This window comes from Streptomyces sp. NPDC050287, from assembly GCF_044459385.1.
GTDB lineage: Bacteria > Actinomycetota > Actinomycetes > Streptomycetales > Streptomycetaceae > Streptomyces.
In genome coordinates, this window is record NZ_JBITIY010000007.1 from 71,661 (window position 1) to 86,016 (window position 14,356).

The 14,356-nt window shown below is 69.5% G+C and carries 14 protein-coding genes and 1 pseudogene; 8 read left to right on the forward strand and 7 right to left on the reverse strand.

Features of this window, described 5'->3' with window-relative positions:
- Positions 1 to 58 precede the first annotated feature (58 nt).
- Positions 59 to 1,764, forward strand: a pseudogene (locus tag ACIBK3_RS25495) (YibE/F family protein).
- 236 nt (positions 1,765 to 2,000) lie between these two features.
- Here ACIBK3_RS25495 and ACIBK3_RS25500 read toward each other — a convergent pair.
- The 4 genes from ACIBK3_RS25500 to ACIBK3_RS25515 all read right to left on the reverse strand — a co-directional run bounded on the left by ACIBK3_RS25500 (position 2,001) and on the right by ACIBK3_RS25515 (position 4,533).
- A complete protein-coding gene (locus ACIBK3_RS25500; protein WP_030665994.1) occupies positions 2,001 to 2,438 on the reverse strand; it encodes an SsgA family sporulation/cell division regulator in 438 nt (145 codons plus the stop codon).
- A gap of 98 nt (positions 2,439 to 2,536) precedes the next feature.
- The gene (locus ACIBK3_RS25505; protein ID WP_399369084.1) at positions 2,537 to 3,331 is read right to left on the reverse strand and encodes an IclR family transcriptional regulator; all 795 of its coding nucleotides are present in this window, start codon (positions 3,329 to 3,331) and stop codon (positions 2,537 to 2,539) included.
- A 512-nt stretch (positions 3,332 to 3,843) separates the two neighbouring features.
- Positions 3,844 to 4,056, reverse strand: a complete 213-nt coding sequence (locus ACIBK3_RS25510) for a DUF5326 family protein (protein ID WP_399369086.1) — start codon at positions 4,054 to 4,056, stop codon at positions 3,844 to 3,846.
- A gap of 159 nt (positions 4,057 to 4,215) precedes the next feature.
- Positions 4,216 to 4,533 carry a cupin domain-containing protein gene (locus ACIBK3_RS25515; protein WP_399369976.1) on the reverse strand — a complete coding sequence of 106 codons (318 nt, stop codon included), beginning with the start codon at positions 4,531 to 4,533 and terminating at the stop codon, positions 4,216 to 4,218.
- A gap of 58 nt (positions 4,534 to 4,591) precedes the next feature.
- Between ACIBK3_RS25515 and ACIBK3_RS25520 the strand changes: the two genes are divergently transcribed.
- The 5 genes from ACIBK3_RS25520 (at position 4,592) to ACIBK3_RS25540 (ending at position 8,495) form a co-directional block, all read left to right on the forward strand.
- Entirely contained in the window at positions 4,592 to 4,969 is a 378-nt protein-coding gene (locus tag ACIBK3_RS25520) for a phage holin family protein (protein WP_399369088.1), read from the forward strand.
- Between the two features lie 7 nt (positions 4,970 to 4,976).
- Positions 4,977 to 5,468: a low molecular weight protein-tyrosine-phosphatase gene (locus ACIBK3_RS25525; RefSeq protein ID WP_399369090.1), complete on the forward strand. Its 492-nt coding sequence runs from the start codon at positions 4,977 to 4,979 to the stop codon at positions 5,466 to 5,468.
- Positions 5,465 to 6,679 carry a cystathionine gamma-lyase gene (locus tag ACIBK3_RS25530; RefSeq protein WP_399369092.1) on the forward strand — a complete coding sequence of 405 codons (1,215 nt, stop codon included), beginning with the start codon at positions 5,465 to 5,467 and terminating at the stop codon, positions 6,677 to 6,679. Before ACIBK3_RS25525 ends, ACIBK3_RS25530 begins: the two co-directional genes overlap by 4 nt.
- A gap of 301 nt (positions 6,680 to 6,980) precedes the next feature.
- Entirely contained in the window at positions 6,981 to 7,925 is a 945-nt protein-coding gene (locus tag ACIBK3_RS25535; RefSeq protein ID WP_399369094.1) for a LysR family transcriptional regulator, read from the forward strand.
- 87 nt (positions 7,926 to 8,012) lie between these two features.
- Positions 8,013 to 8,495: an NUDIX domain-containing protein gene (locus ACIBK3_RS25540; protein WP_399369096.1), complete on the forward strand. Its 483-nt coding sequence runs from the start codon at positions 8,013 to 8,015 to the stop codon at positions 8,493 to 8,495.
- An 8-nt stretch (positions 8,496 to 8,503) separates the two neighbouring features.
- On the opposite strand, the gene ACIBK3_RS25545 is transcribed toward ACIBK3_RS25540, so the two are convergent.
- Together ACIBK3_RS25545 and ACIBK3_RS25550 are read right to left on the reverse strand one after the other, a co-directional pair.
- Positions 8,504 to 10,237 (reverse strand): globin domain-containing protein, encoded by a 1,734-nt coding sequence (locus ACIBK3_RS25545; protein WP_399369098.1) that lies wholly within the window; start codon positions 10,235 to 10,237, stop codon positions 8,504 to 8,506.
- Positions 10,238 to 10,656: 419 nt separating this feature from the next.
- The gene (locus ACIBK3_RS25550; protein WP_399369100.1) at positions 10,657 to 11,289 is read right to left on the reverse strand and encodes an HAD family hydrolase; all 633 of its coding nucleotides are present in this window, start codon (positions 11,287 to 11,289) and stop codon (positions 10,657 to 10,659) included.
- A 196-nt stretch (positions 11,290 to 11,485) separates the two neighbouring features.
- On the opposite strand from ACIBK3_RS25550, the gene ACIBK3_RS25555 reads away from it, so the two are divergent.
- The gene (locus ACIBK3_RS25555; RefSeq protein WP_399369102.1) at positions 11,486 to 12,352 is read left to right on the forward strand and encodes a GNAT family N-acetyltransferase; all 867 of its coding nucleotides are present in this window, start codon (positions 11,486 to 11,488) and stop codon (positions 12,350 to 12,352) included.
- A gap of 30 nt (positions 12,353 to 12,382) precedes the next feature.
- On the opposite strand, the gene ACIBK3_RS25560 is transcribed toward ACIBK3_RS25555, so the two are convergent.
- The gene (locus ACIBK3_RS25560) at positions 12,383 to 13,591 is read right to left on the reverse strand and encodes an MFS transporter (RefSeq protein ID WP_399369104.1); all 1,209 of its coding nucleotides are present in this window, start codon (positions 13,589 to 13,591) and stop codon (positions 12,383 to 12,385) included.
- Between the two features lie 156 nt (positions 13,592 to 13,747).
- Between ACIBK3_RS25560 and ACIBK3_RS25565 the strand changes: the two genes are divergently transcribed.
- On the forward strand, positions 13,748 to 14,200 hold the full coding sequence (locus ACIBK3_RS25565) for a GNAT family N-acetyltransferase (RefSeq protein WP_399369106.1): 453 nt from the start codon (positions 13,748 to 13,750) through the stop codon (positions 14,198 to 14,200).
- Positions 14,201 to 14,356: the final 156 nt, after the last annotated feature.

Here is a 14,356-nt window from a genome sequence, read left to right on the forward strand (position 1 = left end):
AGCGTCATGTGGGGCGCGGTGAACAGTGGGCCTCTGCCGTTCTTGCGATGATCGGGCGGTGACCACGCCACATCAGCCCCCGTATCCACCGCCCGAGCCGCCGCGGAGGCCCGGAGCCGGCAACGGCCCGCGCCGTGGAGACGGCGGTTCCGGTGGTGGACGCGGCGACTGGTTCGGCGGCGGAGGCGGGAACGACCACACCGGCGAGCGCGGGGAGGACCACGGCTCGGGAGGCGGAGGTGGATACGACCGCGGCTCCGGATCCGGTAGTGGGCAAGTGCCCGGGCAAGGCAACGGTCGCGGCCCCGGCGCGGGACACAGCACCGGCCACGGTCACGGCCCCGGTGACAGGCCGGGTGCCGGCCACAGCCCTGGTGGCGGTCCGGGCCCGGGCGAGGGGCACGGCCCTGGGGACGGCCACAGCCCGGGCTCCGGCGGCGGGCATGGCCACTCGCACAGTCACGGGCCCGCCACGCCCGTCTCCAGGCACCTGCGCAAGGTCATCGCGGCGATCCTGATCCCGTTCGGCGCGCGGTGCTGGTCGGGCTCGCGGTGCTGTGGCCGGGCGGTGCGCCGGGGCACGAGCGCACCGGTGTCGGCTTCGACCGGCAGACCCAGCAGGCGACGGTCAGCAAGGTCGAGAGCGTCAGCTGCAAGTCGGTCAACGCCTCCGGAGGTACTCCGACCGGTGACACCTCCACCGCCGAGGGCTCGTCCGCCCGGCAACAGGCGAACGGCACCTGCAAGAGGGCGACGATCCGGGTCGACACCGGCAAGGACAAGGGCCGCACGTTCACCGAGATCGTGCAGCCGGACCAGTCACGGCAGTTGCATGAGGGCGAGAAGGTCGTGGTCGCCTACGAGCCCTCCGCACCGAGGGACCTGCAGTACTCGGTCGCCGACGTGAACCGCCGACTGCCGACGTCCCTGCTCGCCGGGATCTTCGCGATCGCCGTCGTGGTGGTGGGCCGACTGCGCGGTGTCATGGCGCTGGTGGCGCTGGCCATCAGCTTCATGATCCTGAACTTCTTCATCCTGCCGGCGATCCTGCAGGGCTCGAACCCACTGCTCGTGGCCGTGATCGGGGCGAGCGCCATCATGCTGATCGCCCTCTATCTGTGCCACGGCCTGTCGGCCAGAACCTCCGTGGCGGTACTGGGCACGCTGATCTCGCTGGTGCTGATCGGCGTCCTCGGCTCGCTGTTCATCGGCTGGGCCGCGCTCACCGGCAACACGGACGACAACACCGGTCTGATCCATGGCCTGTACCCGTCCATCGACATGAGCGGTCTGCTCCTCGCCGGCGTCATCATCGGTTCGCTCGGCGTACTGGACGATGTGACGGTCACGCAGACCTCGGCGGTCTGGGAGCTGCACGAGGCCAACCCGTCGATGGGCCGGCGCGGGCTGTACCGGGCGGGCATACGGATCGGGCGCGACCACATCGCCTCCGTCGTCAACACACTCGTCCTCGCCTACGCGGGCGCCGCGCTGCCGTTGCTGCTGCTCTTCTCGATCGCCCAGAGCAGCGTGGGAACGGTCGCCAACAGCGAGTTGGTCGCGGAGGAGATCGTGCGCACCCTGGTGGGCTCGATCGGCCTGGTCGCGTCGGTACCGGTCACCACGGCCCTCGCGGCCCTGGTGGTCTCGGCCGACCGGCCTGGTACGGAGCCGGCGGCAGCGACGACCGGAACGGGAGCGGTCACTGCCGCCGAGCCCCCGGCTCCGGCACGCGGTGGAAAGGGACGTCGTCGCAAGCGCTGACGCGGGAGGTGCGGCCGGCCCGAACAACGGCCGAGGTGCGAACCGCTCGGCCCACCTCGGCAGGCACTCGCGGTCACCAGGCGCGCCGGTCGCCCCGCGCCATCACGTGAGCTGAGCCACGAGCTCGCCCGTCGCCCCCAGACCCAGACCGCGGGTCACCCTCCTGCCCCGTCACCCGAGCAGAAGTGACCTACGGCCGTGGTGAAGCGTTCCGGCACCGTCACCGCCGGAACGCTTCAGCCCGCGCTCTGTTCCTCCGCCAGGATGCGGTCCAGCGCCTCGTCGAGGTGCGCGTCGAAGTCGGCCAGGGCACCCTCCTGGCCCAGAGGCACCAGCTTGTCGGTGCGGTCGAGGAAGGCGACCAGCGGGGCCGTGGACGAGCGGAACAGTGCCTGGTCGCCGCCGACCTGAAGCCGGATCAGTACGTCACCCAGAGTGTCGGCGTCGGCGGGCGAGACCCGTACGTCTCCCTCCCCGCACGGGCGGCCCACCCCGTCGATCAGCAGCTCACGACCGAACGCCCAGGTCACGGGCGCGTCGCCGGGCAAATGGAAGGTCAGCCGCACGGCGTAGGGATCACAGGTCTCATAGCGCAGCTCCACCGGGATGCGGAAGGAGAGCTCCTCGGACACGAGAAAGCTCATCATGACCTCTGCTTGTACGGTCTCGCGCATCGCTACCCCGTCGTGTGACGTCGACTGGCCGGGAATGATCCCTCTGACACTGGTGGCATCTTGCTGAACGTATATGGCAGATCACAAGGAGTGAGTTTTCAGATACTGATAGAGATCGCGAGTGACCCCAGCAGCCGTCCCATGGCGTGTTGCAACTGCTGCGTCGCCGCTGGGAGACGATCTGCCTGGTGCGCGGGGAGGGAAATGGCCATCGTCGCGGCCGTCGTGCCCACGGTGATCGGAATGGCCGCGCACACCGTGCCCAGCGCGTACTCCTGGCGCTCCGTCACGGGGTCCATGCGCCGCATGCGTTCGAGCCGCCGGAGCAGACTGTGGCTGTCACGCACCGTGTACGGGGTGATGGACTGCACGGGGTGGCGGTCGAGGTGGTCACGGCGGGCCTCCTCGTCCAGCTGGGCCAGCAGACACTGACCGATGGCGTGCGCGTGCCCGGTCTCGCGGAAGTCGGCCCATTCCTCGACCGCCGGGTTGCCGGGGGTGTCGGAGACGCAGACGACCTCGATCTCACCGTCGCGGTACATGGCGTAGTACACGGGGACACCGATGGCGTCACGCCAGTCGGCGAGGGTGTCCACGACGGTGCTGCGACGTTTCTGCCGCGCTCCGCTGCTCCCCAGCCGCTCGGCCGCCTCTCCGAGGAAGAACAGCCCTTTGTCCCGGCGCAGATAGCCCTCGTACACGAGGGTGCGCAGCAGGTGGTACGCCGTCGGGAGGGCCAGACCCGTCTCGCGGGCCAACTGTTTGGCCGGCGCACCGTGTTCGTGATCGGCGACGGCCTCCAGCAGACGCATCGCGCGCTGCACCGACCCGATGAGGGTCGTGGAGTGGGGCGGCGCGAAGGGTTCCGTCGCATGCGGAAGTACGGGGGTCACGTGCCGCTGTACGGGAGTCGCGTGCCGCTGTACGGGAGGGGTCGCGGTCGAGTGGGACTGTGCCGGCGGTGCGGCTCGCTCGGAAGGTGCGGCCGAGCGCGGTCGCCCGGTCGGGGGTGCGGGTTGCTCGGGTGGCCGGATGCGGGATCCCGGAGCCGGAGCGCCTGTCCGGGCGGGCACGGAGGGTGCGGGGGGTTCCGTGGGGGCGGTGTCGACCGTGGCCAAGGGGCACTCCCATAGCGCGAGGGGCGGCCCGTGCCGGGGGAACACGGGAGTGGGTGTTCGCCGCTCACGGGGTCATCCCCCGCGACGGGTTCCGGACTCTATTCGTCCGCCGCCGCTCGCAGACGGCCTGCTCGGAAACTTCCCTCGCGCGAGGGAACCGGTGATTCCTGTTACCGGTCGCCGGTTGCCCCGTAGCGCCCTACCGGCCGTCTCTCGCTCGCCGCTCCGGTCGCCCTGCCCACACCAGGCTCTTCAGTCGCCCCGACCGCCGGACTGCCCCGGTCGCCTCACCAGTCGCTGCGCGACGAGGAGCTCGACATGAACTTCCGTACGACGTAGACCAGTCCGCCGACGAGTGCCACGAAGACCAGCAGCTTGAACAGCAGTCCGATGACGAAGCCGACTACGGTGGCGATCAGCCCGCCGAACACGACCAGGGCGATGACCGGCACCGCGACCCACTTCACCCACCACGGCAGTCCCCCGAAGATGTCTCGCATCGCCCCAACCTCTCTGATACCTGTGCACGCCCGGCACTTCTGGTGCCGAGTCGGTCTGATGTCCTGCACTCGATGCTAGGGCGAGGAGGGGGGCCGGCGGGGGCCTCGCATCCCTTGTCCGCCCCTGACTGATCCCCTAGGGAACCCCGAGGTCCCAGGTCAGCTCTCGGGTGGAGAGAACACCACCAGCACCCTGAGATCCTCGCTGATGTGGTGGAACTTGTGTGCGACTCCAGCCGGCACGTAGACCACGCTGCCGCGCGCGACCTGGGTGGTCTCCATGCCCACGGTGATCGCGGCGCGGCCGCTCACCACGAAGTAGACCTCGTCCTGGTTGTGCGGCTGCTGCGGGTCCCCCTCGCCCGCATCGAGTGCGTACAGGCCGACCGACATGTTCCGCTCTCGCAGGAACTGCAGGTAGGCGCCTTCGTTGGCGGCGCGCTCCGCCTCCAGCTCATCCAACCGGAATGCCTTCATCGACTTCGTCCGCCCCTGCCAGTGCTCGTAACCGATCTCGTCTGCCACGATCAGACACATGAAGAATTTCGTAGTCAAGACGATCGCCAACGCGGGCGCCCTGGCGGTCGCCGTATGGCTGCTCGACAAGATCACTCTGACCGGTGACAGCACCGGGAAGAAGGTCTGGACCCTGATCCTCGTCGCCCTGGTCTTCGGCCTGGTGAACTTCCTGGTCAAGCCCATCGTGAAGATCCTCACCTTCCCGCTGTTCATCCTGACCCTCGGCCTGATCACCCTGGTGGTCAACGCACTGATGCTGCTGCTCACCTCGTGGCTGGCCGACAAGCTCGACCTGAGCTTCCATGTGGAGGGCTTCTGGACCGCCGTCCTCGGCGGCCTGATCATCTCGATCGTGTCCTGGGCGCTGCACGTCGTCCTGCCCGACGAGGACTGAGCACGCCATGACGTACCGCGTCTGCTTCGTCTGCACCGGCAACATCTGCCGCTCCCCGATGGCCGAGTCCGTCTTCCGCGCCCGCATCCAGGAGGCCGGGCTCGATGGCCTGGTGGAGGTCGACAGCGCCGGCACGGGCGGCTGGCACGAGGGCGACGGTGCCGACCCTCGTACCGTCACCGTCCTCGTGGACAACGGCTACGAGAGCGCACACACCGCCCGCCGGTTCCAGCCCTCCTGGTTCTCCCGCCTGGACCTCGTCATCGCCCTCGACAGCAGCCACCTCAGGGCCCTGCGCCGCCTCGCCCCCACCGCACAGGACGCGCGGAAGGTGCGGCTGCTGCGTTCCTACGACCCGTCCGCGGACGGCGACCTCGACGTTCCGGACCCGTACTACGGGGGCATGGACGGCTTCGAGGAGTGCCTTGAGATGGTCGAATCCGCGAGCGAGGGTCTGCTCGCCGCGGTACGCGAGGACATGGAGGGACGGGTGGCATGAGTGACTCGGGCAGGGGTGCCTCGGGCAGGGCCGACTCGGGCGGGAGTGTCTCCGGCAAGGGGGAGGTGACCGGTCCGGCGGGTCCTCCGGGCGCCGGCGACGGCACCCGCGCGGTGCGGGCGGGGCTGCCCGAGCCGGTCAGACACGAACCGACCCTGCCCGGCCCGGTGTTCGCCGCGCACTTCCATCTGCCGGGCGAGGTGACGGGTCCGTACGCCTACGGCCGCGACGACAATCCCACCTGGACGCTGTTGGAGCGAGCGATCGGCGAACTGGAGGCGCCCGGGCAGGAGGGCGCCGAGACGCTCGTCTTCGCCTCCGGGATGGCCGCCGTCTCCTCGGTGCTCTTCTCGCAGCTGAGCGCCGGGGACACGGTCGTCCTGCCTGAGGACGGCTACCAGGCGCTGCCCCTGGTCCGTGCCCAGCTGGAGGCGTACGGCATCGAGGTGCGCACCGCGCCGACCCGGGGCGATGCCCAGCTCGACGTCCTCGACGGCGCTCGGCTGCTGTGGATCGAGAGCCCGTCGAACCCCGGGCTCGACGTGTGCGACATCCGGCGGCTCGTCGAAGCGGCACACGCGCGCGGCGCCCTGGTCGCGGTCGACAACACCCTCGCCACACCGCTCGGACAGCGTCCGCTGGAGCTCGGCGCCGACTTCTCCGTGGCCAGCGGCACCAAGCAGCTGACCGGGCACGGCGACGTCCTGCTCGGATACGTCACCGGCCGCGACACCCGGGCCATGACCGCCGTACGCCGCTGGCGCAAGATCGTCGGGGCGATCGCGGGGCCCATGGAGGCCTGGCTCGCGCACCGTTCGATCGCCACCCTCCAGCTGCGGGTCGACCGGCAGAACGCGAGCGCCCTGGTGCTCGCCGAAGCGCTGCGGGAGCGGCCCGAGGTGACCGGGCTGCGTTATCCGGGGCTGCCGGACGATCCCTCGCACAAGGTGGCCTCGCAGCAGATGCGGCGCTATGGATGCGTGGTCTCGTTCACGCTCCCCACGCGCGCGCGTGCCGACCGTTTTCTCGACGCGCTGCGGCTGGTGGATGACGCGACCAGCTTCGGAGGGGTGCGGTCCACGGCCGAGCGGCGCGGGCGGTGGGGCGGAGACCCTGTGCCGGAGGGCTTCATCCGCTTCTCGGTCGGCGCCGAGGATCCCGAGGACCTGGTGGCGGACGTGCTGCGCGCGCTGGACGAGTCGGCCTCCTGACCCTGGTCGCGACGCTTCGACACTTCGGCGCTTCGGCGCTTCGGCACTTCGACGCTTCGTCTGCGGCGAGGACGCGTCGCACCCGCGCCGGACGGCCTCCGGCTACGGACAGCGGACGGTCCGAGCCTCCCCCCTCGTGGCTCGGACCGTCCTCGGTTCTGCGCGCGAAGAACCGCGTGACCAAGGCTAGTTGACTCTCTGTCAGTGTCCAATCACTGTAGCGACACAGGCCTATCGACATATTTATAGTTGGGCCCTGCCTCGGAGCCGGGAGAAGGGCAGGGAAGGGGAGGGCGTCGCCATGGATCTGGCCTTGCTGCGCACCTTCGTCACGGTGCACCGGGCCGGTTCCTTCACCCGCGCCGCCGCACTGCTAGGACTGTCCCAGCCGGCCGTCACCTCGCAGATCCGCACCCTGGAGCGGCAGCTCGGACGACCGCTGTTCCTGCGACAGGCCCGCGGGGTGACCCCGACGACCATCGGCGACGAGCTCGCCCACAAGGCGGCGCCGCATCTCGACGCCTTGGTGGAGATCGCCGAGACCGGCCTCGACGACGAGTCCTCCCTGCGCACCCTGCATCTCGTCGGCCCTCCCGAGTTCACCGCCGAGCGGGCGTTACCCGCGCTCACCACGCTGACCGGCGAGGACGGCCAGGGCTTCGCGCTGCGCGCCTCCTTCGGGAACGCCGAGGAGGCGCTGGAGGGTCTGGCCGCCGGGCATCACGATCTGGCCATCAGCACGGCCCGTCCGCGCGGCGCTCTGCTCACGGCGACTGCGCTCTGCGACGAGGAGCACGTCCTGGTGGCCGCTCCGCGCCGGGTCGAGCTGCTCGGCGCCGGGAGGGCGGCGCGGCGCAAGGGGACCCGGTCGATGGACGGACTCCTCACGGCCGAGGGAGCACATGCGCTGGAGAGCATCCCGGTTGTCGAGGTGCACGAGTCACTGCCGTTCGTCTCGCGCTACTGGGCCTCCGTCTTCGACTCCCGCCCGGCTGCCCCGGGCACCGTCATCGTCCCGGACCTGCGTGCGGTCCTCGCCTGCGTGGCCGCGGGCGCCGGGCTGGCGGTGCTGCCCCGCTATCTGTGCGCGAGCGCTCTGCGCCGCGGTGACGTCGTCGCGCTGCATGAACCCCCGGTTCCGCCTCTGCGGACCTACTTCCTGTCGGTCCGCACCGGAACGCTCGCCATGCCGCATATCGCGCGGGCTCACGAGTGGCTTCTGCGGGCCGCGGGAGACTGGTGCTGAGGCCTGATCCCGGCTCATCACGGCGTGAACTCACCTGGTCACGTTTCGCGATGTTTCACGTGGAACCAGCCGGGCCACATTTCTCCCATGACCGTCCGACCTGTGGTCAAGCGCACCGCACGCGCCGTTCTGCTGGACGGTGACGACCTGATTCTGATCAAGCGCACCAAGCCCGGCATGGATCCCTACTGGCTCACGCCCGGCGGCGGGGTCGAGCCGGAGGACACAACTGTCGTCGACGCCCTGCACCGCGAGGTGTACGAGGAACTCGGTGCCAAGATCACCGACGTGGTGCCCTGCTTCGTCGACACCGTCGAACACATCGGCGAGGACAGCAGCACGACCGGCGTGAAAGTACAGCACTTCTTCGTCTGCCACCTGGAGTCGATGGACCCTGCTCTACGGCACGGTCCCGAGGTGGACGAGCCCATCGGCGAGTACGAGATCGTGCGGGTGCCCTTCACCCGGGTGGGCATCGCCTCCGTACATCTCGTGCCGCTGTCGCTCCGGCACTACCTGGACGGCAACATCGAGGGCGTCCGCGCCATGCACGCTCCCGACCTGGGCTGATCCCCGCCTCACGAAGAGGTGGCGACGAGTTCCTCCAGCGAGTCATGGCGTATGCGCTCGAACGGGACACCGATGTCCCTGAGGGCGTCCACCCCGCTGCGGATCATGCCGGGCGGCCCGGACAGGTAGGCGTCGTACTCGTTCCACGGGCCGTACTCGCGGATGGCGTCGGGGAGCTGGACATGCGCCTGCTGGTCGACGACCGCACGGACCGAGAGCCAGGAGTGGGACTGCTGGAGCCGGAGCATCGTGTCGATGTCATAGAGGTCGTGGTCGGTACGGGCTCCGTAGAACACCTCGACGGGCCGCCGTGCCCCGTGCTCGGCGACATCCTCGACCAGCGCCTTGATCGGCGCGATGCCGGTTCCGCCACCGAGGCAGAGCAGACCGCTGGCGGAGGTGTGGTCCACGGTCATCGAACCGGCCGGCGGTCCGAGCCTGATGATGTCTCCGGGGCGGGCGCGATGTACCAGGGCGTTGGAGACCCAGCCCGCGGGGACGGCCTTCACGTGGAACGACAACAGTCCGTCGGAGCGGGGTGCGGAGGCGAAGGAGTAGTGCCGCCAGATCCGCGGCCACCAGGGCGTCTCCAGGCTCGCGTACTGCCCTGCGAGGAAGGGATAGGGCTGATCGGGGCGGACGGTGACCACCGCGACGTCCGGCGTTCTGAGGTCGTGTGAGACGACCTCCGCGTACCACCAGGCCGGAGCGCGCAGTTCGTCCGCGGCCGCCGCGTCGATCATCACCTGCGAGATCGTCGTGTACGCCCGAACCCAGGCACCCTCCGTCTCCGTGTCCCAGCCCGGGGAGTACTTGCTCAGGGCGCCGATCAGGCATTCACCGACCGCCGGATAGTGCTCGGCCTGAGTGCCGTACTTGCGGTGACCCCGACCGAGGTTCTGCAGGTAGTCGACGAGGATCTCGGTGTTGTCGATGTGCTCGGCCGCGGTGAGCAGGGCCTTCAGCAGCCGGTCCCGCTGGGTGTCCATCGCCGCCGGGAACAGCGACCTGAGGTCGGGGTGGCGTACGAAGAGCAGCGCGTAGAAGTACGACGTGACCTTGTCGGCGACGGGGCCGATCTCGCCCATGGTCCGACGGATGAGGACGGCGTCCGGAGAGGCGTCCTGGGACGGGGCGGAACGCTGGGCGGGGACGCGGGGATCGGGACTCGGGGTTTCGGCGCGTGCGATGTCGGAGGGCGGGGCTTCTGGGGGCGGGGCGGTGGCGGTGGCGGTGGCGGTGGACGATATCTCGGGGGCCGGTGCCGCGGCGGTCCGGATGCCGACGGTCGGTGTGCCGGGAGGCTGCTGTGTGCCGTGTGGTGTGCCGGGAGGCTGCTGCCTGCCGTGTGGTGTGCCGGGAGGCTGTATGTCGGAGGGCTCCGCGCGGGCGGTCGCTGTCTGGCCCTGGCCGTCAGCTGTAGGCCTCGGTATGTCGTCCGTCGCGTCGGGAGCGGGCGGCTGTGTGACGTCCGTCTCCAGAGGGGACTGCTGCTCGTCGGTCGTCGAAGGGGGCTGGTGCGTGCCGTCGGTTGCGGCAGGGGGTGCGGATGCCTTCGCCGGCGGGGTTGCGCCGGAGCCGGTCGCGGTCCTGCCCATGGGGCGCATCCCGGCCAGGCGGCTGCCCTCGGCCGTCTCCGGTGTACTGCCAGGAGTCGTCGTCGGCTGCTTGCGCGGCGTGAACCAGCCGGCCCCGCCGCCGGAAGTGCCGTTGTCGGCCGACGTGGTGGTCGGAGCGTCCATGGTGTGCCTCGCCTCGAACATCTTTCGGTCGGTCTGCGCACTTCCTCGGTCGGGAGGTGCCTGCTTTCCCCCGCAGACGGCTTGCTTTCCCCGTTCGCTGCAACAGCCAACGCCGCCACATTCAACCCGTGTCCCGGTTCCGTACGGACAAGTAAGGCGAGAGTGTGACATTGGCCGCAGTACTCTCACCGCAGCGTCCCACCCGGTAGCTACGCCCGGCCGCATGACCGGAAATACGGGTCTTCGATCTCTCCGTCCCGTTAGGCTGCATTGCCTTGCTCTGTGTTCACACTGGGCGCACAGGCTGTGCACCTCGCCCCGACGCGAACCGGAGTCGACCATACCGGCAGCCGGTCCGCACACAAGTCCCCCCTCCTCCGCGATGAATAGAGAGAGGGACGAACCGTGAATTCCATCAATTACCGGGCGTTTACCACCATTTCATATGCTTCCCGCAAATCTTTCCCCATGTAGCTATGAGTCGACAGACCGGACAGATGGCGGTCCGCATTGACCGCGACGGAGATGGGCACCACGCCGAACAGGTCCCTGTCCGACAAAGAATCGCCATACGCGACACAGTCGGCCCGCGTGACTCCGAACTCCTCACACAGCCGGTCGGCGATCCGCACCTTGGCGGCGGCGCTGAGGACTCCGGCGGGGTCCACGGGCTCGGTGAACGGCACGGCGGGGAAACGGGAGCCGTGCGCCGCATGGGCGCCCCAGCCGATGAGCCGCTCCACGAAGAAGGACGGAGAGAGCGAGACGACGGCACAGTAGTCGCCCGCGTCTCTGATCTCCGCCCAGACCTCAGGGATCCGAGCCAGCCACGGTGCGCCGTCAAAGGCCGCCGTCACATGAGCCTCGGTGAGATCCGCCCAGAGCGCGTACACCTGTGCCGCATACTCGGGCGGCCCTATCAGGCCCGCCCCCAGCGCCCGGTCCAGCGCCACCGTCTCGGCTTCCAGGCCAAGTTGCCGGGAGATCTCCACGGGCGCGGTGGTTCCATGCAACAACGTGCCGTCGAGGTCGAAGAGATGCAGTCTCGCCATGCTCTTGAGGTTAGTGCGGAGCGTTGTGCGCTCCTTGATCGACCGCCTCCGGACAGGCTCTGTTCGCCGGTGTTTCACGTGAAACACCCAGCACCTGTTCAGGCGTTGCGGAGTTGGCCATGACATGGCCAAAAGCTCGTACGTCCCCACGGAAACAGGTGGACGTCGAGGGCTCACGTCGGACAGCCTGACCTGCGTGCCGACTCCTTCCCCCAGCGCTCTGCCCATCCGCCGTCTGACGCTGCGTGACCACTCCGCCTGCGCCGACCTGTCGCAGGACCGGGGGTGGCCACGCGAGGAGCACAAATGGGCCTTCCTCCTCACCGCCGGGCATGGCTACGGCATCGACGATCCCGACGGCGGACTCGTCGCCGCCTGTGTCGTCACCGAGTACGGACCGCGGGATCGCCCCGATCTCGGGGCGATCGGAATGGTTCTGGTCGCCGAACGACATGCTCGCCGGGGTGTGGGGCGCCGGCTCATGCGTCACATCGTCTCGATGATGGGCACGACGCCGCTGACCCTGCACGCGACGCCGAACGGCCGCCCGCTCTACGAGGAACTCGGTTTCAAGGTCACCGGCCGGGCGGAGATGCTGCGCGGACACTTCAGGCCGACGGAGACGGGCCCCGGGATCGCCACCCGTGCGGCCACCGCCGAGGACCTCACCACCCTCCTCCGGCTCGACGAGGAGGCGTTCGGCGCCGATCGCACGCACATCATCACCCGGCTGCCTGCCTTCGCCGACCAGTTGCGTGTCGCCGAGGAGGACGGCCGGATCATCGGATACGCGGCCGCGTGGCCCAACATGGACACCCACGTCGTCGGCCCGCTGATCGCCCGCGACACCCGGACGGCCAAGGCCCTGATCAGTTCCCTCGCCGCCCACACCGACCGCCCGCTGCGCACCGACATCGACGTACGGCACGAAGAACTGCTGGCCTGGGCGAAGGAACGCGGCCTGGCATCCGCGGGCTTCAACGCGGTCATGACGTACGGGATCGCGGAACTGCCCGGCGACTGGAGCCGGAGGTTCGCTCCGCTGACCGTGGCGGCGGGCTGAGACGCTCCGGAGGGTTTCCCTGCGTGCGGCTCACTGATGGGCGGCAGCACGCTGATCCGTCGGCACGGCCTGCGTGACCAGTGTGCTGGGCTTGCCGGCACGGCGCTCCAGCGCGGTCGAGAGGAAGGCCAGGAGCAGAGCGCCTGCGGCGAGAGCGGCGCCGACCCAGTTGGGGGCGGTGTAGCCGAAGCCGGCCGATATGACGAGCCCGCCGAGCCAGGCGGAGAGCGCGTTGCCGAGGTTGAAGGCGCCGATGTTCACGGCCGAGGCCAGTGTCGGGGCACCGTGCGCCTGGTCGAGGACACGCTTCTGCAGAGGCGGGACGGTGGCGAAGCCCAGGGCACCGATCAGCGCGATGGTGACGGCCGCCAGGGCTTTGTGGTGGGCGGTGAGCGTGAAGAGCGCGAGGACGACGACGAGGGCGCCCAGAGAGACGTACAGCATGGGCATGAGAGCACGGTCGGCGAACCGGCCGCCTACGAGGTTGCCGCCGACCATGCCGACCCCGAAGAGGACCAGCAGCCAGGTGACCGAGCCGTCGGCGAAGCCGGCGACGTGGGTCATCATCGGGGCGATGTAGGTGACGGCCGCGAAGACGCCGCCGAAACCGAGGACGGTCATCGCCATCGCGAGGAGCACCTGTGCGTTCTTGAAAGCGGCTATTTCGTGCCGCAGGTGAACGCCTTCCACCCGGGGGATCTCGGGAACGAGCTTCGCGACGCCGAGCAGGCCGACGACGCCCAGGGCCGCGACGATCCCGAAGGTGACGCGCCAGCCGACGGACTGCCCGACGAGCGTGCCCAGCGGGACGCCGACCACATTGGCGACGGTCAGGCCGGTGAACATCATCGCGATCGCCCCGGCCTTCTTGTCGGGTGCGACCAGGTCGGCCGCGACAACCGAGCCGATGCCGAAGAAGGCCCCGTGGGCAAGTGAGGCGACCACACGGCCGATCAGCATCACCGCGAAGGCCGGGGCGAGGGCGGACAGCAGATTGCCGACGATGAACAGTCCCATCAGCAACATCAGCATCCGCTTGCGGGAGACCTTCGTGCCCAGCACGGTCATCAGCGGGGCACCGAACATGACACCGAGCGCGTAGCCGGTCACCAGGAAGCCGGCGGTGGGAATGGAAACGCCGAAGTCGTCCGCGACCTCGGGCAGCAGGCCCATGATCACGAACTCGGTCGTTCCGATTCCGAAGGCCCCGATCGCGAGAGCCAGAAGCGCGAGCGGCATGGGGGTACACCTTCCAAAGATTGCAAGAGCGCGTTACGCAGGAACACAATAGTTGCAGACGCGCTATACACGCAAACGACGAGTACCTGGGCAAGGGTGTCTGCTGATTCGAGAGGTCTGCGGCGGCGTGTTGGCGGACGCATTTAAAGTGCATCCATGGGAGATCTTGAAATACGGCCCGCCACCGCCGAAGACGTCCCGGAAATCGTCGCCATGCTCGCCGACGACCCGCTGGGCGCCCAGCGGGAGTCACCGGACGACCTGGCCCCGTACCTGGCGGCACTGGAACGACTCACGTCCGATCCCCACCAACACCTGGTCGTCGCCGTACGCCAGGACCGCGTCGTCGGCACGTTGCAGCTCACGGTCATCCCCGGACTGTCCCGGCGCGGTTCCACCAGATCGATCGTCGAAGGCGTGCGCATACACGCCGACGAACGCGGCAGCGGCCTCGGCACGCGCCTCATCGAGTGGGCGGTCGAGGAATCCCGCCGCCAGGGTTGCGGGCTGGTCCAGCTGACGTCGGACAACACCCGCACGGACGCCCACCGCTTCTATGAGCGGCTCGGCTTCACGCCTTCACACGTGGGTTTCAAGCTCCAGCTATGACCGGGCGGCCGATGACATGGCACCCGCGTGGGGGGGGGGGGGGGGGGGGGGGGGGGGGGGGCCCCCCGCCCCCCCGCCCCGCCCCCGGGGGGGGGGGCCCCCCCCCCCCCCCCCCCCCCCCCCCCCCCCCCCCCCCCCCCCCCCCCCCACCCCCGT